This window comes from Microbulbifer sp. SE14 (assembly GCF_059834885.1).
This window is the reverse complement of record NZ_JCBAJA010000003.1, coordinates 256,274-274,335: the sequence shown is the minus strand read 5'-3', so window position 1 is coordinate 274,335 and position 18,062 is coordinate 256,274. Positions and strand designations below refer to the sequence as shown.

The 18,062-nt window shown below is 63.2% G+C and carries 20 protein-coding genes; 12 read left to right on the top strand and 8 right to left on the bottom strand.

What is annotated here, in order from left to right; translation table 11 throughout:
• Window positions 1–276 precede the first annotated feature (276 nt).
• The 6 genes from AC6R19_RS04160 (at window position 277) to bla (ending at window position 3,915) form a co-directional block, all read left to right on the top strand.
• A complete protein-coding gene (locus tag AC6R19_RS04160; protein WP_500578338.1) occupies window positions 277–501 on the top strand; it encodes a DUF3565 domain-containing protein in 225 nt (74 codons plus the stop codon).
• The gene (locus tag AC6R19_RS04155) at window positions 498–956 is read left to right on the top strand and encodes a YaiI/YqxD family protein (RefSeq protein ID WP_500578337.1); all 459 of its coding nucleotides are present in this window, start codon (window positions 498–500) and stop codon (window positions 954–956) included. The genes AC6R19_RS04160 and AC6R19_RS04155 overlap by 4 nt, the downstream gene beginning before the upstream one ends.
• Window positions 957–966: 10 nt before the next feature.
• Window positions 967–1,389, top strand: a complete 423-nt coding sequence (locus AC6R19_RS04150; protein WP_500578336.1) for a GNAT family N-acetyltransferase — start codon at window positions 967–969, stop codon at window positions 1,387–1,389.
• Window positions 1,382–1,939: a GNAT family N-acetyltransferase gene (locus AC6R19_RS04145; protein ID WP_500578334.1), complete on the top strand. Its 558-nt coding sequence runs from the start codon at window positions 1,382–1,384 to the stop codon at window positions 1,937–1,939. Before AC6R19_RS04150 ends, AC6R19_RS04145 begins: the two co-directional genes overlap by 8 nt.
• Window positions 1,940–2,050: 111 nt before the next feature.
• Window positions 2,051–2,998 (top strand): alpha/beta hydrolase, encoded by a 948-nt coding sequence (locus AC6R19_RS04140; RefSeq protein ID WP_500578333.1) that lies wholly within the window; start codon window positions 2,051–2,053, stop codon window positions 2,996–2,998.
• A gap of 41 nt (window positions 2,999–3,039) precedes the next feature.
• Window positions 3,040–3,915, top strand: coding sequence for a subclass B3 metallo-beta-lactamase (gene bla / locus AC6R19_RS04135; RefSeq protein ID WP_500578332.1), 876 nt, complete (start codon window positions 3,040–3,042; stop codon window positions 3,913–3,915).
• Between the two features lie 72 nt (window positions 3,916–3,987).
• On the opposite strand, the gene AC6R19_RS04130 is transcribed toward bla, so the two are convergent.
• On the bottom strand, window positions 3,988–6,573 hold the full coding sequence (locus tag AC6R19_RS04130) for an immunoglobulin-like domain-containing protein (RefSeq protein WP_500578330.1): 2,586 nt from the start codon (window positions 6,571–6,573) through the stop codon (window positions 3,988–3,990).
• 336 nt (window positions 6,574–6,909) lie between these two features.
• On the opposite strand from AC6R19_RS04130, the gene AC6R19_RS04125 reads away from it, so the two are divergent.
• Window positions 6,910–8,145, top strand: a complete 1,236-nt coding sequence (locus AC6R19_RS04125; protein ID WP_500578329.1) for an amidohydrolase family protein — start codon at window positions 6,910–6,912, stop codon at window positions 8,143–8,145.
• 25 nt (window positions 8,146–8,170) lie between these two features.
• Here the strand turns inward: AC6R19_RS04125 and AC6R19_RS04120 are convergent, their stop codons facing one another.
• Both AC6R19_RS04120 and AC6R19_RS04115 read right to left on the bottom strand, forming a co-directional pair.
• On the bottom strand, window positions 8,171–9,664 hold the full coding sequence (locus AC6R19_RS04120; protein ID WP_500578327.1) for a YifB family Mg chelatase-like AAA ATPase: 1,494 nt from the start codon (window positions 9,662–9,664) through the stop codon (window positions 8,171–8,173).
• A 31-nt stretch (window positions 9,665–9,695) separates the two neighbouring features.
• Window positions 9,696–9,956, bottom strand: coding sequence for an accessory factor UbiK family protein (locus AC6R19_RS04115; RefSeq protein WP_500578325.1), 261 nt, complete (start codon window positions 9,954–9,956; stop codon window positions 9,696–9,698).
• Between the two features lie 474 nt (window positions 9,957–10,430).
• Here AC6R19_RS04115 and AC6R19_RS04110 point away from each other — a divergent pair, with 474 nt between their 5' ends.
• The 5 genes from AC6R19_RS04110 to AC6R19_RS04090 all read left to right on the top strand — a co-directional run bounded on the left by AC6R19_RS04110 (window position 10,431) and on the right by AC6R19_RS04090 (window position 13,950).
• Window positions 10,431–11,153, top strand: coding sequence for a TorF family putative porin (locus AC6R19_RS04110; RefSeq protein WP_500578324.1), 723 nt, complete (start codon window positions 10,431–10,433; stop codon window positions 11,151–11,153).
• 52 nt (window positions 11,154–11,205) lie between these two features.
• Window positions 11,206–11,544, top strand: a complete 339-nt coding sequence (locus tag AC6R19_RS04105; protein ID WP_500578322.1) for a P-II family nitrogen regulator — start codon at window positions 11,206–11,208, stop codon at window positions 11,542–11,544.
• Between the two features lie 71 nt (window positions 11,545–11,615).
• Window positions 11,616–12,875 carry an ammonium transporter gene (locus tag AC6R19_RS04100; protein ID WP_500578320.1) on the top strand — a complete coding sequence of 420 codons (1,260 nt, stop codon included), beginning with the start codon at window positions 11,616–11,618 and terminating at the stop codon, window positions 12,873–12,875.
• Window positions 12,876–12,973: 98 nt separating this feature from the next.
• Entirely contained in the window at window positions 12,974–13,312 is a 339-nt protein-coding gene (locus tag AC6R19_RS04095; protein WP_043319767.1) for a P-II family nitrogen regulator, read from the top strand.
• 413 nt (window positions 13,313–13,725) lie between these two features.
• Window positions 13,726–13,950, top strand: coding sequence for a hypothetical protein (locus AC6R19_RS04090; protein WP_500578319.1), 225 nt, complete (start codon window positions 13,726–13,728; stop codon window positions 13,948–13,950).
• An 81-nt stretch (window positions 13,951–14,031) separates the two neighbouring features.
• Here the strand turns inward: AC6R19_RS04090 and xerC are convergent, their stop codons facing one another.
• Genes xerC through lptM form a run of 5 tightly spaced genes read right to left on the bottom strand, consistent with a single transcriptional unit; the run spans window position 14,032 to window position 18,034 of the window.
• The gene (gene xerC / locus AC6R19_RS04085) at window positions 14,032–14,934 is read right to left on the bottom strand and encodes a tyrosine recombinase XerC (RefSeq protein WP_500578318.1); all 903 of its coding nucleotides are present in this window, start codon (window positions 14,932–14,934) and stop codon (window positions 14,032–14,034) included.
• 18 nt (window positions 14,935–14,952) lie between these two features.
• Window positions 14,953–15,690, bottom strand: a complete 738-nt coding sequence (locus AC6R19_RS04080) for a DUF484 family protein (RefSeq protein WP_500578316.1) — start codon at window positions 15,688–15,690, stop codon at window positions 14,953–14,955.
• A gap of 17 nt (window positions 15,691–15,707) precedes the next feature.
• A complete protein-coding gene (gene dapF / locus AC6R19_RS04075; protein WP_500578314.1) occupies window positions 15,708–16,538 on the bottom strand; it encodes a diaminopimelate epimerase in 831 nt (276 codons plus the stop codon).
• A gap of 12 nt (window positions 16,539–16,550) precedes the next feature.
• The gene (gene lysA / locus AC6R19_RS04070; RefSeq protein ID WP_500578313.1) at window positions 16,551–17,822 is read right to left on the bottom strand and encodes a diaminopimelate decarboxylase; all 1,272 of its coding nucleotides are present in this window, start codon (window positions 17,820–17,822) and stop codon (window positions 16,551–16,553) included.
• The gene (lptM, locus tag AC6R19_RS04065) at window positions 17,819–18,034 is read right to left on the bottom strand and encodes an LPS translocon maturation chaperone LptM (RefSeq protein ID WP_500578312.1); all 216 of its coding nucleotides are present in this window, start codon (window positions 18,032–18,034) and stop codon (window positions 17,819–17,821) included. Before lptM ends, lysA begins: the two co-directional genes overlap by 4 nt.
• Window positions 18,035–18,062: the final 28 nt, after the last annotated feature.

Sequence of the window (18,062 nt, the reverse complement as noted above, 5' to 3'; positions counted from 1 at the left end):
ATTACATCTTGTAGGCGCCTTGAGCGACCACGTAGAGAAGCCTGAAACTCAGTAATGGTTGGACAGCGGAAACCAGATTAGTGGTTGACATCAGGAGCCGCTTTAGAGAAGCGGCCCATGGCCGCGATCGATCTCCGGGAGTCTTCTGAACGCCGATCGCGGCCATGGACCGCTCCTACAAAAGGGGAATTCCGGCGCGGCGGAACCAGCTCCACATATACATCCCCGCCCCAATTCGCTATAAGTACCCCAAACCCCCAGCCGGGCCAAAACCCCATGCAACAACCCATCGCCGGCTACCACCGCGACGAGGAAAACCACTGGGTCGCCGAACTGGCCTGCGGCCACAACCAGCATGTGCGCCACGACCCGCCGTGGCAGAACCGCCCTTGGGTAGAGACAGAAGCGGGGCGCGAGTCCATGCTTGGCCACCGGCTCAACTGTGTGAAATGCGACGCGGGCGCACCGCCGGACAATGTCGAAGAGGTAAACAAGCAATGACGATAATCTGGGTCGATGCCGACGCCTGCCCGGTGGCCATCAAGGAAATCCTGTTCCGCGCCGCCGAGCGCACCCATACAGAAATGACCCTGGTGGCCAACCAGCCGGTGCGGGTGCCGCCGTCGCGATTTATCAAATCCCTGCAGGTCTCCTCCGGCTTCGACGTGGCCGACAACGAAATCGTAAAGCGTTGCAGTGCCGGCGACCTGGTGATCACCAGCGACATTCCGCTGGCGGCGGAAGTGATCGACAAGGGCGCCGACGCGCTCAATCCCCGCGGCGAGCGCTACTCGAAAGCGAATATCCGCGCGCGCCTGAACATGCGCGATTTTATGGACACCATGCGCGCCAGCGGCATGCACACCGGTGGTCCGCCGCCACTGGGGCAGCAGGAGCGCAAGGCCTTCGCCGACCAGCTGGACCGCTGGCTGGCGGCCAGCCGCAGGAAAATCTGAGGGAGTCCCGATGCCATTGGAAAGTCCGATAAAACTGCAACAGGCGAAGAGCGAGCACCTGGAAATACTGATGTCCTGGCTGCCGGACCTGCCGAGTTGTGTACTGGTCAATGAACAAGGTGAACCTCTTGCCTTCGGCCAGTACTACGAGCGCCTCGACCGCTGCCACCTGGGCCGCCTGATCGTCTCCCCCGAACACCGCGGCGCCGGCCTGGGCAGGACACTGGTCATCGAGCTGTCGAGAAAGGGCTGCCGGGAACTGAACACGAGCGAGTGCTCGCTGTTCGTGTCGAGAGACAATGCCCCCGCATGGGCCCTGTACCGGAATCTCGGCTTCGAATTCGCCGACTCCCCCGAGCGGCACGAATGGCCCGAGGGCTGCGACTATATGATCGCGACTGCAGAAAACGTTATGGCCGTGGAAAATGGCTAGGATTATCCAACCGCAGACGGAGCGCCTGCTACTGCGCCAGTGGCGCGACGAGGACCGCGAGCCCTTCGCGGAGATGAACGCGGACCCGCGCGTGATGGAGTATTTCCCTGCACTGCTGAGCCGCGAAGAGAGCGACGCGGGCATCGATCGACAGCTGGCGCATATCGAGCAATACGGCTGGGGCTTCTGGGCGCTGGAAAGGCTGGAAGACAGCCGTTTTATGGGGTTTGTGGGCATTAAAAATGTCAGCGACAATTTGCCCTTCGCCCCTGCGGTCGAAATTGGTTGGCGTCTCGGGGTTCCCTACTGGGGCCATGGCTATGCCACCGAAGCTGCCCGCGCATCGCTGTACGTGGCCTTCCTGACACTGGGGCTGGACGAGGTGGTGTCCTTCGCAGTAGTGAACAACCGCCCCTCCCGCGCGGTAATGGAAAGGTTGGGCATGCGCGAGGCCCCGCACACATTTGAGCACCCGCAGCTGCCGGAAGACAGTCCGTTGCGGCGCCACTGCCTGTATCGGTTGGCCTTCGAAGCGTGGCTCGAAAGATGATTTTCAGGCCGCCCCGGGAACTGTCGGCTTGCTGCCGGATCACAGTTGAAGTTTGCGGATCGCAGCGATTCCGCGAGTACCGCTGATCTCGGCAAGTTAAAGGCTCTCTCCATGACATTCTCCATGAAGCGGAATTCATTGGGCGCGAAATCCGCGGCTGCCGCTCTGTGCGGGTTTCTGCTCGGCCCGGCGACTTTCCAGGTCGTCGCGGAACCGATCAGGAAGACCAGCCTGCGCCCGGACGGCTCCCTTATCCACTGGTCCATCGAGCACCCTGGGAATGGCAAAAAGCGCGGCCTGCTGCTGGTCGCCCAGGGCTCTGGCTGCCTGCCGGCCATCCAGAATCCGGTCGTCGCCCAGGCCGGGTCCGTCGCGCCGGGCTTCTCAACCCTGTTTGTGGAGAAATACGGCGTCGGCCACGGCGATAAGCCGGAAAATCCGATGGACGATTGTTCCGAAGAATACTTTGCCCACCACACCGTGAGCCAGCGTGCCGATGATGTGGCGCAACTCATCGACGAGTTAAAAGCGTCCGACTGGTGGAACGGCGAGCTGGTGCTGTTCGGTGGCTCCGAGGGCGGCGCGGTCGTCGCGCGACTGGCACCGCGGTTGCAGCCGGACGCGGTGGTGGTCTTCTCCTCCGGACTCGGCGAGTCCCTGGCCACATCTCTCCCGCGGGTGATACCGTCCGCGGCAGCCAAACAAGCAGCAGCAAAATTTGCCGAGGCGCGCAAAAATCCGCACAGCACAGAGATGTGGGGCGGTAACTCCTACCGCTGGTGGGCCGATATCGTGGACGACGTGCCGGTAAACCACCTGTTGAAAGCTGCAGTACCGGTGCTCCTGGTGAACGGTGAGAGGGACTCGGTAGAGTCGGCGCGCGCCGCGCGCGACGCCTACCGGGCCGCCAGCCGCTGCGAACTGACTTACTGGGAACTGCCCGACTACGATCACTTTATGACGGACAGCGACGGTGAGAACCACCGCGAAGAAGTCTTCTCCAGAATATCCGCGTGGATCGGCTCTGCGCTGGGCGGCGATAGACCCGGCTGCCCCTGAAGAAATTTAAAACAGCAAAAAGAAGCAAACGGAGTGAAGTAATGGAAGTAAAAGCCGGAATTGCAGCCGCGATTGTTGCGGCCATGGCCTGCACGGTGCAGGCAGAGGCATATGATTCCCTGCCGCAGTTGAAGGCCTACGAGGTGCCGGATCCCTGGATCACACCGGTGGAACCGCTGCGTATTGCGGATAACACTTGGCAGATAGGCACCGCCGGCCTGAGCGCGATACTGCTGAAGGGAAGTGAGGGGGCCATTCTGATCGACGGCGGTATGCCCCAGGCTGCCGACCACCTGCTCGCGAATATGCGCGCGCTTGGCGTCGAGCCGACTGATCTGAAGCTGATTCTGCACAGCCACGCCCACGCGGACCACGCGGGACCGCTGGCGGCGATCCGGCGCGTTACCGGCGCGCGGGTGGTGAGCAATGCCGAATCCGCCGTGTTGCTCGCCCGCGGTGGTGCCGACGATATCCATTTCGGCGACGCCCTGCTGTTCCCTCCTGTGCAGGTGGACCGCCTGCTGCACGATGGCGAGGAGGTGGTGCTCGGCAACCTGCGCCTGACAGTGGACTTCGTTCCCGGCCACACCCCGGGCAGCATGGCCTGGACCTGGCGCGACCGCCGCGACGGAAAAGACATGAATATCGCCTATGTCGACAGCCTCAGCGCGCCCGGCTACCAGTTGCTAAACAATTCCCGCTATCCGCGTATCGCCGAGGATTACAAATCCACTTTCTCCAAGGTGCGCGAGCTGCCCTGCGACCTGCTGCTGACCCCGCATCCCGGCGCCAGCGGTTGGGAGTTCGCCGGCAAGGCCCTGCAGCGCAAACAGACCAGCTGCCGCGCCTATGCCGATGCAGCCGAGAAAAGACTCGACGAACAGCTTGCCGCGGAGCGCGAAAAAGCGGCGGGTTAATAGCGTCGCAGTCCCGCTATTCACCGAATGGCCGGTTGTATTCGCAACCGGCGTCGTTGGCGGATAGAGATATCATTCGGCCGCAAGTGCCGCGACCTCTTCCGCACTCAACGCGCCGCTGTAGATGCGGAATTCGTCGATCTTACCTTTCAGCAGGGGATCGCCCGAGTACTGCGAACGCCCGAGCCAGTTTTGTTTGGTGGAGGCCCCAAGCTGCATTGGCGTAAGGTCTATGCCCTCGTTGCGGGCCGCTTCCTCACCGTTGACATAGAGGATGCCGGTGTTGCCTTCCAGGGTAAGGGCCACATGAACCCACTGGTCCGCGGGTACGGCGTTGGCGCAGATGGACCGGTCACCGTGATAACTGACCTTGGTGATCTTGAAGCAGCTCTGGCCGCCCTCGCGCGGTGCGAAGTACATATAGCGCTGGTCGTCGTCACCAAAATCGAACAGGCGTGTCAGGTTGGTGTCCTCGTCCCGATAAATCCATCCGGCGATACTGAAATCCGCCAGTTTCGACACAATACCTCCGGGGAGGCTCACGTAGTCATCGACACCGTCGAATATGAGCGCATTGCCGACCTTCCCGGGCGCCGATTCGGGGGTGCCATGCAGCGTGGCGGTACTGGCTTCTCCGGCGACGCTGGAGATCTGTCCGCCTTCGATTCCGTCAAAGGTGTAGTGAACCAGCAGCCTGGGGCCGATACCGATTTGGATCACATTCGACGGATCGCTCTCTCCCGCTTCGGATACGGCCACTACCCGGTAGCGGTAGTCCTCCCCGCGCAGCACATCCGTATCGGTATGGGTCAGCACTTCGCTCGCGCCAATGGTGGCGGTGGTGGTATAGGTGGTACCCGCGCTGTCCGCGCGCTGCAAAAGGTAATTGTCGGCGCCGGTCGCGCCCCACCAGCTCAATACCACCGACTCTCCGCGCAGTTCGGCGTACAGGTTCCGCGGCGCGCCGCCAACTTCGGCCGGATCGAGAATTTCCGTCAGCGAGCCCCAACCCATGCCGTCGCCGGCGCCGTCGTATCTTTCGAAGCGGGTCTTTTCCTCCAGCATTCTTTCCGTCCAGGGCGCGGCGATGCCGAGCTTGTTCTGGTAGTGGTTGTAGATAAGTTCCCAGGCTGGCCGGACGCTTCCTCGTGCAATTTCGGAAACCGCACTCTGGCCGTAGCGGGAGCTTCCGCAGTTGGGACCATAGAAGGTAAAGGGCACCTCCTCGAACAGGTTGTAGCGGGCTATATATTCGGAGGTCGCCAGCAACGCATGATTGTTGTAGGCGAAGAGGTCGTCGCCCTGGTTCCAGGCCATCTTCGCGATGGTGCCGTAGAGGGCGACACCCAACGTCGTATGCCCCTGGTCACGCCCGCTCTCTTGGTACTGGCCCATGTTGCCGGGGTGGCGGAAGTACATCAGGTTGTCCATTGCACCGCTGCCCCGGCCGCGGTACATATAGTTCAGTGCCTGCTCATAGATATCCGGGCGGTCGGTAAAAACGCCGATAGCCATCATGCTGGCCAGGTTGGCAAGGTCCCAGTTGGCCCAGTAATTGGAAATACAGGCGTCGTTGTGCTCCGTGAGAAAACGCTGGTTCATCGGCAGGAAAATGTCGAGCAGCATGCTCTTGACTTGCTCTCTGCCCTCTTCCCCCCAGCCCTCATAGGCGCGCATGATTTCGGCCACGTTGGCCCACTGGTAGCCATAGAGGCCTGAGGCCAGATAGCGGTCGGCGTTACCGGAGATTCTCTGCAGAGTCGAGGACCAGGCGTTGAGGAATTTCACGGCCGCATCGCCGTAGGCCTGATCGCCGGATATCTTCCAGTACAAGGCGTAAGCATAGGCGAAGCGGAGCTCATTGATTAAGCGGCCGAAATTTTGTCCTTCGCCCCCGCGTCGCAGTTCGGTCAAGGGATTGGGATTTCTGAGGTCCGAGGCGGAGTCGCCTGCCAGGGTGTTCCAGGCATTCACCCAGGTTTCATCCTCTTCCGCGATCCTATTTCGTATTCGCTCGAAGTCGACTTCCGAGTGCAGCAGACCCGGGTGCACGAAGGTACGCTCCGGCTGGAATACCACCACGGTGCGGGTCGCGGTGGCGGAGGCTCCCTGGGAATCCATGACCAGGTAGGTCACGGTGTAGTTGCCGATGCCGTTGATATCGACGGTGGAGGAGATTTCGATTCGGTCGGTCAGGTCGCCATCCTCTGCATCGGTGGCGGTCGCTCCGGCGTCCGTATAGCTTCCCCCCAGCGGCACCTCCTCCGTGTCGCCGCCGTTCAATGTGATTTGCGGTGCGGCGTTTTGCGCTTTCGAGTTGGCCACCACTTCCACGGTGCGCGTCACCGAAGCGCTGGCACCGGCGGAATCGGTGACCGTGTAGGTGATGCGATAGCTGCCGGCCCTGCCGGTGTCCAGTGTCGATTGTATCTGGATACTGCCGCTGAGATCGCCGTCTTCCACATCCGAGGCGCTCGCGCCCGGGTCGCGGTAGCTGCTGTCGACGGTTATCCGCACATTGGCATCGCCGTTGAGGTTAATGAATGGCGCTTGGTTGGCCGCGAGGCTGGCGGTGTGTTCGGAATCGCTGCTGCCGCCGCAGGCGCTTATGACCAAGGATAAAGCCAGCACCAGGCCGCGGGCCCCACCGATACTCATACTGCTCCCCCAATGATCTGGTCGCTATGGGTGAATTCTTGTAATCGTTTACATGGACCGCGAAAGATATAAGCTCTGCAGTCGTATCAAAAGAGGGGTACCGGCAAAGTGTGAACTGCTGCACTTTGTGCTTGGACAGTTTTCAGGGCCGGAAGCCAGGCGACCGCTGCCGTTCGTCGCAAAGCCGGAGAAGTCCGTCCCGCTCCGTCTGTCAAAGCTGCCACGCCTGTGACAATGTGTGCCATCCGCCGGCAGCGGTTGCCGGGGGCAATAGTAAAGTGGTGATTCACAAGCATGAAAAACTCTCTCTGGCCTAGGTCCCTGCGCCTCAGACTCGTGTTTTCTCTCCCCATGCTGGCCCTGTGGCAGCTGTCGGCAATGGCCGACACCTTTGCCGTTAGCGGAGGCCGCTGGTTCGATGGCGAAACCTTCCGGCCCGACTACTGGTATGTGGATGAGTCGGGGAGATTTACCCGGAAAAAACCGCAGAAAATCGATCACGTCATAGATGCAAGGGGAAAATACATCCTCCCCCCCTACGCCGATGCGCACAACCACAACCTGCAGAACGAGTGGGGAATCGGGAACTTCGGGCCCAAACAGGTAGCGGCGGGGGTCTTCTACCTGGCCCAGCTGTGCGATTTTGGCAGCCAGTTCCGCGCCCGCTTTGCCAGCCCGGAAACCCTGGATGTGCGCTATGCCTCCGACTGCCTCTCCGCCACCGACGGCCACCCGCTGGGACTGCTGCTGGCGGAGCACCGGGGCGAAGCGGACGAGGAGGTGATTGCCAGGGCGCGGGAGCACTACCTGGCGGTAGACAACCTGAAGCAGCTAGACGCGGCCTGGGAGAGGATCGTCGAGAACAGGCCGGACTACATCAAGGTAGTGCTGATCGCCAGCGAGAAGTACGGCGAGCGCCACCGCGATCCCGATTACCTGGGAATCAATGGAATCGATCCCGAGCTAGTGCCGGAGATTGTCGCCCGCGCGCGCCGGCTGGGCACGCCGGTGCTGGCCCATGTGGACACGGCCCACGATGCGGCCATCGCGGTCGACGCCGGCGCCGACGTGCTGGCGCACCTACCGGGCTATCGCATCGCGAAGAAGGAGGGGTTCGGCAAGGCGGATTACCTGCTCGGCCAGCAGGTCATCGAGAAAGCCGCGAAGCAGGGGACGAAATTGATCGCCACGGCCGCCGTTCCCGGCAGGAACCCGCGCAATTCGGCGGAGGATCTGGCCGAAATCCGGGAGATCCAGAAGCTCAACCTCTCCCGCCTGAAGGCCGCCGGCGTTCCCCTGCTGATGGGCAGCGACCACGTCTTCGGAACTGTGATCAGCGAGATCGGGTATCTCGACGACCTCGCCTTCACCGACCGCGCCGCGCTCTTGCGCTCGTTGACCATGGATACGCCGCAGTGGCTTTTCCCCGGCCGGCGGCTGGGCAGCTTTGCCGAGGGGGCGGAAGCCAGCTTTCTGGTGCTGGAGGGCAATCCCCTGGAGGACCTGGGGGCACTGGAAAAAATCGTCGTTGGCGTCAAGCAGGGGCACGTCATGACCGGCATGCTCCAGTGACGACGCAGCGGGCGGGGGAGGGAACCTAAGCGGTTTCCGCCACCTGCCGGCGGTCCAGGTTGCGATAGGCCAACGCTTCAGCGATCTGCCCCGCGCCGATACTCTCCTCCCCGGCCAGATCGGCGAGGGTGCGCGCGACTTTCAATACACGGTGATAGCTGCGCGCGGAGAGCCCCAGTTGCTCCACCGAGTGTCGCAGCAGTTTCTGTTCGCTCTCGCCCAGTGCACAGAAACGATCGAGTTCGGCGCCTTTCAGCTCCGCATTGATTTTCCCCTGCCTGTCCAGCTGCCGCTCCCGCGCCGCGGCGACCCGCGCGCGCACCTGTGCCGAGGATTCGCCGACCGGCGCCTCCTGCAGCTGGCTCGCACTCATGCTCGCCACTTCCACCTGCATATCGATACGGTCCAGCAACGGGCCGGAGAGTTTGTTGCGGTACCTGTCTATCTGGTCCGGGGTACAGCGGCAGCGGGGTTCGCCCAGGTAGCCGCAGGGGCAGGGGTTCATGGCGGCGACCAGCTGGAAATCGGCGGGGTAGGTGACCTGGGCCCGCGCGCGGGAGATGCGCACCTCGCCGTTCTCCAGCGGCTCGCGCAGTATCTCCAGTGCGTGGCGTGGGAACTCGGGCATCTCGTCCAGGAAGAGCACGCCGCGGTGGGCCAGGGAGATCTCGCCCGGTTTCGGGTTGCTGCCGCCGCCGACCAGGGCGGTGGAAGAGGCGGAGTGGTGCGGGGACCGGAAAGGACGGCTCCGCAGCCGCGCCAGGCCTGCGCTGGAGTAGACGGCGGCTACTTCGATCAGCTCTTTATTGCTGAGCGGAGGCAGTATGCCCGGCAGGCGGCTGGCGAGCATCGTCTTGCCGGTTCCGGGCGGGCCGTAGAACAGCAGGTTGTGGCCGCCGGCCGCGGCCACTTCCAGGGCGCGGCGCGCCTTCAACTGACCGCGCACATCGGCCAGGTCGGCGCAGTCCGCGGTTTCCTCTTCGTCTTCGCGATGCGCCCGGGGCAGTGGCTCGCGCCCGTGCAGCTCGGCGCAGACCTGCAGCAGGGAGTCGGCCACCTTTACCTCGCTGCCGGCCAGGGCCGCCTCGCCGCCGGATGCCCGCGGCAGTACCAGTTTGCGCCCGGCCATACCGCCGGCGATGGCCGCGGGCAGGCTGCCGGCCACCTCGCGCAGGGCGCCGGTGAGCGCCAGTTCGCCGATAAACTCGTAATTTTCCAGTGGCTCGCAGGGAATCTGCCCGGAGGCGGCGAGTATGCCGATGGCGATGGCCAGGTCGTAGCGGCCGCCCTCCTTGGGCAGGTCCGCCGGCGCCAGGTTGACGGTGATGCGCCGCTGGGGAAATTCGAAGTGGCTGTTGATCAGTGCACTGCGCACGCGATCGCGGCTCTCGCGCACCGCGGCCTCGGGCAGGCCGACGATATGGAAGGCGGGCAGGCCGTTGGCCAGGTGGGTCTCCACGGTGACCAGCGGTGCGGAGACGCCGAGTTGGGCACGGGTGTAGGTGACGGAGAGGCTCAAAATTTCATCCTTGAAATTTCTGACAGGGGAATCAGTCGGCTGGGGGCCTGTTTTCGGGAACAGGGTTATCCTGCTCTGCCAACTTCTGTTCCAATATTTCCACCTGCGCCTCAAGTCGCGCAAGTTTTTCCCGGGTGCGCTTCAGTATTTCCACCTGGGTATCGAACTCGTGCTGGGAGACCAGCGGCAACTTGCCCAGCGCAACCGCCAAGGCGTCGCGCAGGTCGCCGGTGACCACTGCGCCCTGTTGTTGCAGCTCTTTCAGCAACTGTTGCAATTTATCCGCGGCCACCTGCCCTCCCAAGGTTTAGATCGCTAAAAACATCCCGTTTGATAGCAGCAGATTGTAACCCACTGCCCCCGACCGCAAAAGCGGGCCGCCGGTGCTCCACCTTGGTTCAACGGCACCGATTCACTCACCACTTCGGTGCGCGCCGATCACGAGGGTGCCATTTTGGTGCGCGCCGCTTTTGTACGCCCTCGTGTTTCACTGCTGTTTCATGGCGAAAATGCCTACTAAGTCGTTGATTCTCCGTCGGAATGCGGAGTTGGCATCAAGCCTGCACTAACAATACCTGCAGAGAGAACTGCAGAAGTGCAGATGTTCCACTGCAGATCACGAACAGCCGCCGGGACGAAAAAGCTCACGAGGCGAACAAGAACAGCCGCCACTAAACCCCAGTGGTGCGCCCGACGCCGATCGCTACTGCAACCTTTTATAAGAATTTGACGACGAGAAAATTCACAGAGATTGAGGAGAATCAAAGTGGGCACAACCATCAATAAAATCGCTGCCGCCCTGGCCGGCGGGCTCATGACTCTGGGCGTCGCTGGTGCGCAGGCCCAGGAAGCGGGTCCCAGCTTCAGCGCCAATGTGGGAGTGGTCAGCGACTACAAATTCCGCGGCATTTCCCAGACCGATGGCAGCCCCGCGCTGCAGGGCGGTGTGGACCTGGATTTCGGCAACGGTTTCTACCTGGGCACCTGGGCCTCCCAGGTGGACTTCGCCTACGGCGCGGATGAAACCGACTACGAACAGGACTTCTACGGCGGCTACGCCGGCGAGATCAGCGAGACCGTCAGCTACGACGTCGGCTACATCTACTACGCCTACCACGGCAGTGGCCGCGACGAGGATTACCAGGAAGTCTACGGCAGCGTCAGCATTTCCGACCTGACCCTGGGCCTGGCCTACTCCAACGACTACTGGGCCGAGACCGGCGCTTTCTACTATCCCTACGCGGAATACAGCTTCGCCCTGCCGGCCGACGTGAGCCTGGATTTCCACGTGGGCGCGAACGTGTTCGACGAGGAGGGTTTCCTGTTCCAGGATGATTCCTACATCGACTACTCCGTCACCGTGGGCAAGGAGTTCGGCAGTCTGGCGCTGAGTGCATCCCTGGTCGGTACCGACATCAGCGACAGCGAGTGCTACGGCCTGGACTGGTGTGAGCCTTCGGTCATCGCCGGGGCCACCTACAGCTGGTAACGGACCCGGCCCTGCGGGCTCTCGCGGGGCCAAATTACTAATGGGGGAGAGCATGAAACTGGTTACAGCAATCATCAAGCCCTTCAAGCTGGACTCGGTGCGCGATGCGCTGGCGGAAGCCGGTGTCAACGGCATCACCGTCAGCGAGGTGAAGGGTTTCGGCCGGCAGAAGGGCCACACAGAGCTCTACCGCGGCGCCGAGTATGTGGTGGATTTCCTGCCCAAGACGATGCTGCAGATCGCAGTGGAAGACAGCCAGCTGGACGCGGTGCTGGAAGCTGTGGGCTCCGGCGCACACAGCGGCAAGATCGGCGACGGCAAGATCTTTGTCTCCAACCTGGAGCAGGTGGTGCGCATCCGCACCGGCGAGACAGGGGCAGAGGCGATTTAAATTCGCCAGATAAAAGTTAATTAACTATCAGAAAACTTTCTCAGAAACTCTGGGGATTAACGGAGCGAAAGATGGAAAATCAAATTTTTCAATTGCAGTACGCAATTGATACGTTTTATTTCCTCGTGTGCGGCGCGCTGGTGATGTGGATGGCGGCGGGCTTCGCCATGCTGGAAGCCGGCCTGGTGCGCTCGAAGAACACCACCGAAATTCTCACCAAGAACGTGGCGCTGTTCGCGATCGCGTGCATCATGTACCTGCTGACCGGCTACGCCATCATGTACGACGGGGGCTTCCTGCTGAAAGGTATCGAAGCCTTTAGCCTGGAAACCGTGCTGGCGGATTCGGCGGAGAACGGCTTTGACGGCGACTCCGTCTACTCTGGTGCCTCCGACTTCTTCTTCCAGGTGGTGTTCGTGGCCACCGCCATGTCCATCGTCTCCGGTGCCGTGGCCGAGCGCATGAAGCTGTGGAGCTTCCTGGTGTTCGCGGTGGTGATGACCGGCTTCATCTACCCGTTGGAGGGTGCCTGGACCTGGGGCGGCCAGGCGGTGTTCGGCCTCTACAGCCTGGGTGACCTGGGCTTCTCCGACTTTGCCGGTTCCGGCATCGTACACATGGCGGGCGCTGCCGCGGCCCTGGCCGGCGTGCTGCTGCTTGGCGCGCGCAAAGGCAAATACGGCCCCAACGGCGAAGTCTACGCGATTCCCGGCGCCAACCTGCCGCTGGCCACCCTGGGTACCTTCATCCTGTGGATGGGCTGGTTCGGCTTCAACGGTGGCTCCGTGCTGAAGCTGGGCGACGCCGCCAACGCGCACTCCGTGGCCATGGTGTTCCTGAACACCAACACCGCCGCCGCCGGCGGCGCCGTGGCCGCGCTGATCACCGCGCGTATCCTGTTCGGCAAGGCCGACCTGACCATGCTGCTGAACGGCGCCCTGGCCGGCCTGGTGGCCATCACTGCCGAGCCGTCCACCCCGACCCCGCTGCAGGCGACCCTCTTCGGTGCCCTGGGCGGTGTGCTGGTGGTCTTCTCCATCGTCACCCTGGACAAGCTGAGGATCGACGATCCGGTGGGCGCCATTTCCGTGCACGGCGTGGTCGGCCTGCTGGGCCTGCTGCTGGTGCCGGTCACCAACGACGGCTCCTCCTTCAGCGGCCAGCTGATCGGTGCCGCCACCATTTTCGCCTGGGTCTTCGCCGCCTCCTTCGCGGTGTGGTTCCTGCTCAAGGCCGTCACCGGCATCCGCGTCACCGAGGAGGAAGAGCAAGAAGGTGTTGACTTGGTGGAATGCGGAATGGAAGCTTACCCGGAGTTCATGAGCAAATAAGCGCTCTGAATTGCCCCCGGCCGGCGCGCCGGCGGGGGCTGGAAAGCTCCCTCGCAGGAAATTCAAACCAGGGCCTCATAGAAAGGGGAAAGCACAAGATGAAATTGATTACGGCTGTGGTAAAGCCCTTCAAGCTGGATGACGTGCGCACCGCGCTGTCCGAAGTGGGTGTGCAGGGCATGACGGTGACCGAAGTAAAAGGCTTCGGGCGCCAGAAGGGCCACACAGAGCTCTATCGCGGTGCCGAATACGTGGTGGACTTCCTGCCCAAGGTAAAACTGGAACTGGCAGTGGACGACAGCATGGTGGACAGCGCCGTGGAGGCCATCACCAAGGCAGCCCAGACCGGCAAGATCGGCGACGGCAAGATCTTTATCACTGCGCTGGAAGAGGTTATCCGCATTCGCACCGGCGAGACCGGCAGCGAGGCGGTGTAAGCCGGACCGGCTGCAGTCTCACAGGGGGGCGGATGAAAGATCCGCTACACTCCGAATAAGCCCCACATCCGGGGCTTTTTCTTTTTATGCAGGGCGTAAATCGCGCTATTCTCGCCCCGCCCAAGCCCACCGACGGGAACAAATTACCCCCACCGACCTGGCGCCCTAATTTCCATAACAAAGCGCAATATCTCGCAGCTCTTTCCGCAACAAAAAACTCTACATAGCGGCCCGCTTGCGGCTGGCGGCCGCCGGACAGAGTGCCTATATATTATTCGCCGCAGCTTACTGAGGAGCTAACGGTAGATCACCGCCAATGGCGAATTGTCTTCAATCTTGTTAGCGCCCCGGGGATAAGGGCGGCACAGGGGTACTTCCTCTGTAACAGGAGTAGCAGTTACAGGGTTTCAATCATGAAAGATGTTTACGAAGATCAGGCCAGCAACGCCCGCAGCAAGGACACTGAGGAGTTCGCCGAGGAGCGCAGTGTCACTTCCCGTCAGCGGGCCAGGAGCCAACTGAGCGCCGAAATCGAGGAATTTCTCGCCCGCGGCGGTGCCATCAGCGAAATCGATCCCGACGTCACCGCCGATCCCCCGCGCAAGCCGCAGCCCAAGTACGGCAGCCGTCCCATCTAGCCTTCTCCGATCCGCGACCTCTGGGGCGAACCCTGTGTTCGCCCCTACGTTGTCCTTCCGTCATACCGGTGCAGAACGGGATCAGTCGTCGCTTTTACTGCCGTTGCGCGCGCGGGGGTGGGCGTTGTCGTAGACGCGGGCCAGGTGCTGGAAGTCCAGGTGGGTGTAGATCTGGGTGGTGCTGATATCCGCGTGGCCGAGCAGCTCCTGCACCGCGCGCAAGTCGCCGCTGGATTCGAGCATATGGCTGGCAAAGGAGTGGCGCAGCATATGCGGGTGCACCCGCTGCTCGGCGCCGCCGGCGCGGGCCCAGTGGACCAGGCGTGCCTGCACTGCGCGGTTGCCCAGGCGGCGGCCCTTGAGGGTGGTGAAGACGGCGTCGTCCCGGCTGGGCGGCGCGGCCCTGCGCCAGGCCTGCAACGCCTCGATCACCTTGCTGCCCAGGGGCAGTTGGCGGCTCTTGCTGCCCTTGCCGGTCACCCGCACTTCACCGGCGCGCAGATCCAGCTCGCGCCAGTTCAACGCGGTCAGCTCGGACAGGCGCAGGCCGCTACTGTAGAAGAGTTCCAGTATCGCGCGGTCGCGCAGGCCGAGGGTGTCGTCGCTATCGGGGCTTTCTACGAACTCTGCGGCGGCGTCCACATCCAGCAGCTTCGGCAGCCGTTTTTCCCCCTTGGGGGCGCGCAGGCCGTCCGCCGGGTTGGCCTTCAGACAGCCCTCGCGCAGGGCGCAGTTGCACAGGCTGCGCACCGCCGACAGCCAGCGCTGCAGGCTCTTGGCTCCCAGGCCGCCGCGGTGCAGCTGCGCCAGCCAGCCCTGGATAAAGGCCCCTCGCAGTTCGCCGATACGGGCAACGCCGTCCGCGGCCGCCAGCTGCTGCAGCTTGGCCAGGTCGCGGCGGTAGGCGTCGATGGTGTGGGGGGACAGCTGCCTCTCTGTCTGCAGCTGTTGCAGGAAACGGGCGATGGCGTCTGCCAGTTGCACTGTTTATTTCGCCGGGGTTCAGGGTTCGAGGAGGCGGGGCAGCAGGCGCTCGAGCACCTCGCCGATATAGGACAGGAACAGGGTGCCGAGGCTGGACCGGTAGTGCTGCGGATCGGCGGAGCCCACCGCCAGTACGCCCAACTGGTTGGCCAGGGGCACCACCGCGGCTGAGGCGACCCCGTCCGCGTCGGTGCCGAACAGGTATTCCTTCTCCGCCGGGCGCAGCACGCCGCAGACGGTGCGGCCATTGCGCAGTATCGAGCCGATGGCCGTCTCCGCCGCGGCGCGGGAGCTGGTGCGGACGTCACCCAGAGCGCCGCGGCCTTGCGGAAGCGGACCGAACAGGGTCAGGCCGGTGAACTCTACTTTGAAGTCACTGGCGAAGCTGGTGTAGAGAGCTTTCGTGGCCTCGCCGACATTCTGTGCCTCCAGCAGCGCCAGTATCAGGCGGCGGCTGTGCAGGAACAGCTGGTCGTTGTCGCGCGCATTGTGCAGCAGCTGGTCGAGGCGCTGGCGCATCTCGATATTGCGTTCGCGCAGCAGGTTGGTCTGGTGCGTCATCAGGGACACCGTCTTGCCGTTCTCCCGCGGCAGCTTGATGTTCTCCAGCAGATCCAGGTGATCGGCGAAGAAATCCGGGTTCTGGATCAGGTAGCGGGCCACCTGGCGCGCCAGCAGTTTCCTGTTGCGCTGTGTTTCCTGTTCGCCGCCGGTGGCGTTGTGCGGGGCCCGGGTGGCGTCGCTTTGTTCCGTCATTGTTGATCTGGTGCCGGTTAGAGGACTATCTGGCCGTGGTATACGGTGGTCGCGGGTCCGGTCATGGTAACCGGCTGCCCCGGTCCGCTCCAGTGGATTGTCAGGGTGCCGCCGGGCAGCTGTATCTCCAGGCTGTCGTCCACCAGGTCGCGCAGCCGCGCCGACACCATGGCCGCGCAGGCGCCGGTGCCGCATGCGCGGGTCTCGCCGACGCCGCGCTCGAACACCCGCAGGCGCGCCCTGTCGCGGGATTCTATCTGCAGAAAACCGACATTGACCCGCTGCGGGAAGCGCTCGTGGCTCTCGATTTTCGGGCCGAGGCTGTTTACCGGCGCGGTGTCGACATCGTCCACCAGCAGCACCGCGTGGGGGTTGCCCATGGACACGGCGCCGATGGTGTAGACCTCGCCGTCCACTTCCAGAAGGTAGGTCTCGGCGCGTATGTCGGCGGCGAAGGGGATCTGCTCCGGTTCCAGGACCGGCGCGCCCATGTTGACACTGACCTGGTCGTTGTCGAGCAGGTTAAGCTGCAGCATGCCGGCGGATGTCTCCACCAGCAGCTGCTTCTTGCCGGTCAGGCGGCGTTCGCGCACGAACCTGGCGAAACAGCGGGCGCCATTGCCGCAGTTCTCCACCTCGCCGCCGTCGGCGTTGTAGATGCGGTAGCGGAAGTCGGCGTCCGGCGTGCGCGGCGATTCCACCACCAGCACCTGGTCGCAGCCGATACCCATGTGGCGGTCGGCCAGGTGACGGATCTTCTCCGGCGACAGCTTGATGCGCTGGCTGATGCCGTCGAGCATCACGAAGTCGTTGCCGAGGCCGTGCATTTTGGTGAACTTAACGCGCATTCCGTTTCCCACTCAGTCCTTTGTCTGTTGCGGCAGCCGCCCGGGTACCGGACTCTCGCCGCGCACCAGGTCCGCCAGGGTTTCCCGCGCGCGCACCAGGTAGGTCCTGTCGCCGTCCACCAGCACTTCCGCGGCGCGCGGGCGGCTATTGTAGTTCGAGCTCATGGTGAATCCGTAGGCGCCGGCGGACAGCATGGCCAGCAGCTGCCCCTGCTGCAGGGCCAGGGAGCGGTGCTTGCCGAGGAAGTCGCCGGTTTCGCACACCGGGCCCACTATATCCCAGATCTCGTCTTCCCCGTTGTTCGGGCTGACCGGCACTATGTCCTGCCAGGCCTGGTAGAGGGCGGGGCGCAGGTTGTCGTTCATGGCCGCGTCGACGATGGCGAAGTTGTGCTCCTCGGCGCGCTTGAGGAATTCCACCCGGGTCAGCAGCAGGCCGCCGTTGGCGGCGATGGAGCGACCTGGCTCCAGCACCAGGCCCAGCTGGCGTTCGCCGAGGCGCTCCTTCACCGCGTTGAGGTAGTCGCTCACCGGCGGCGGCTCCTCGCCCCTGTAACGCACGCCGAGGCCGCCACCCAGATCCAGGTGCTCCAACTGGATACCCGCATCCGCCAGCTTGTCCACCAGGATCAGCAGCCGGTCCAGTGCGTCCAGGAAGGGCGCAATTTCGGTGAGCTGGGAGCCGATATGGCAGTCGACGCCGATCACCTTCAGGTGCGGAGATGCGGCGGCGCGCCGATAGACCTCCAGGGCGCCGTCTATGGCGATGCCGAACTTGTTCTCCTTCAGGCCGGTGGAGATATAGGGGTGGGTCCCGGCGTCCACGTCCGGATTGACCCGTAGGGATATCGGCGCGGGCGTGCCGCACTCGGCGGCGACGGCTTCGAGTCGCGTCAGTTCCGCCTCGGATTCCACATTGAAGCAATGCACGCCGACTTCCAGCGCGCGCTGCATTTCCGCGGCCGTCTTGCCCACGCCGGAAAATACCACGCGGGCCGGATCGCCGCCCGCCAGCAGCACCCGCTCCAGCTCGCCGCCGGATACGATATCGAAACCGGCGCCCAGCTGCGCCAGCAGGGACAGTATGCCCAGGTTACTGTTGGCCTTGACCGCGTAGCAGATCAGCCCCGGGTGATTCCCCAGCGCGTCGGCGTAGTCCAGGTACCGTTTCTCGTAGTGGGCGCGACTGTAGACATAAGTGGGGGTGCCGAACTGTTCGGCGATTTTTTCCAGGGAGACTTCTTCCGCCCAGAGGCTGCCGTCGCGGTAGTTGAATTCGTTCATTTCTCTAACGCCGGCTCCCTGTCTGTCTCTGTTGTTTCACCGGTCTGCGCCTGGGATTTTTCCTCCTCCTCTTCCGCCGGGGCAGCGGCAACCGATGCCGCTGCCGCGGTGGGCTGCGCCGGCGCGGCCGCATCCTGCGGCAGGTATAGCGGACCCTTTTGTCCGCACGCGGCGAGCAGCAGTGTCAGGGGGAGGAGAAGTTTTTTCGGCATGAGCGGGGTCCTGCGGCGTGGAGATTTG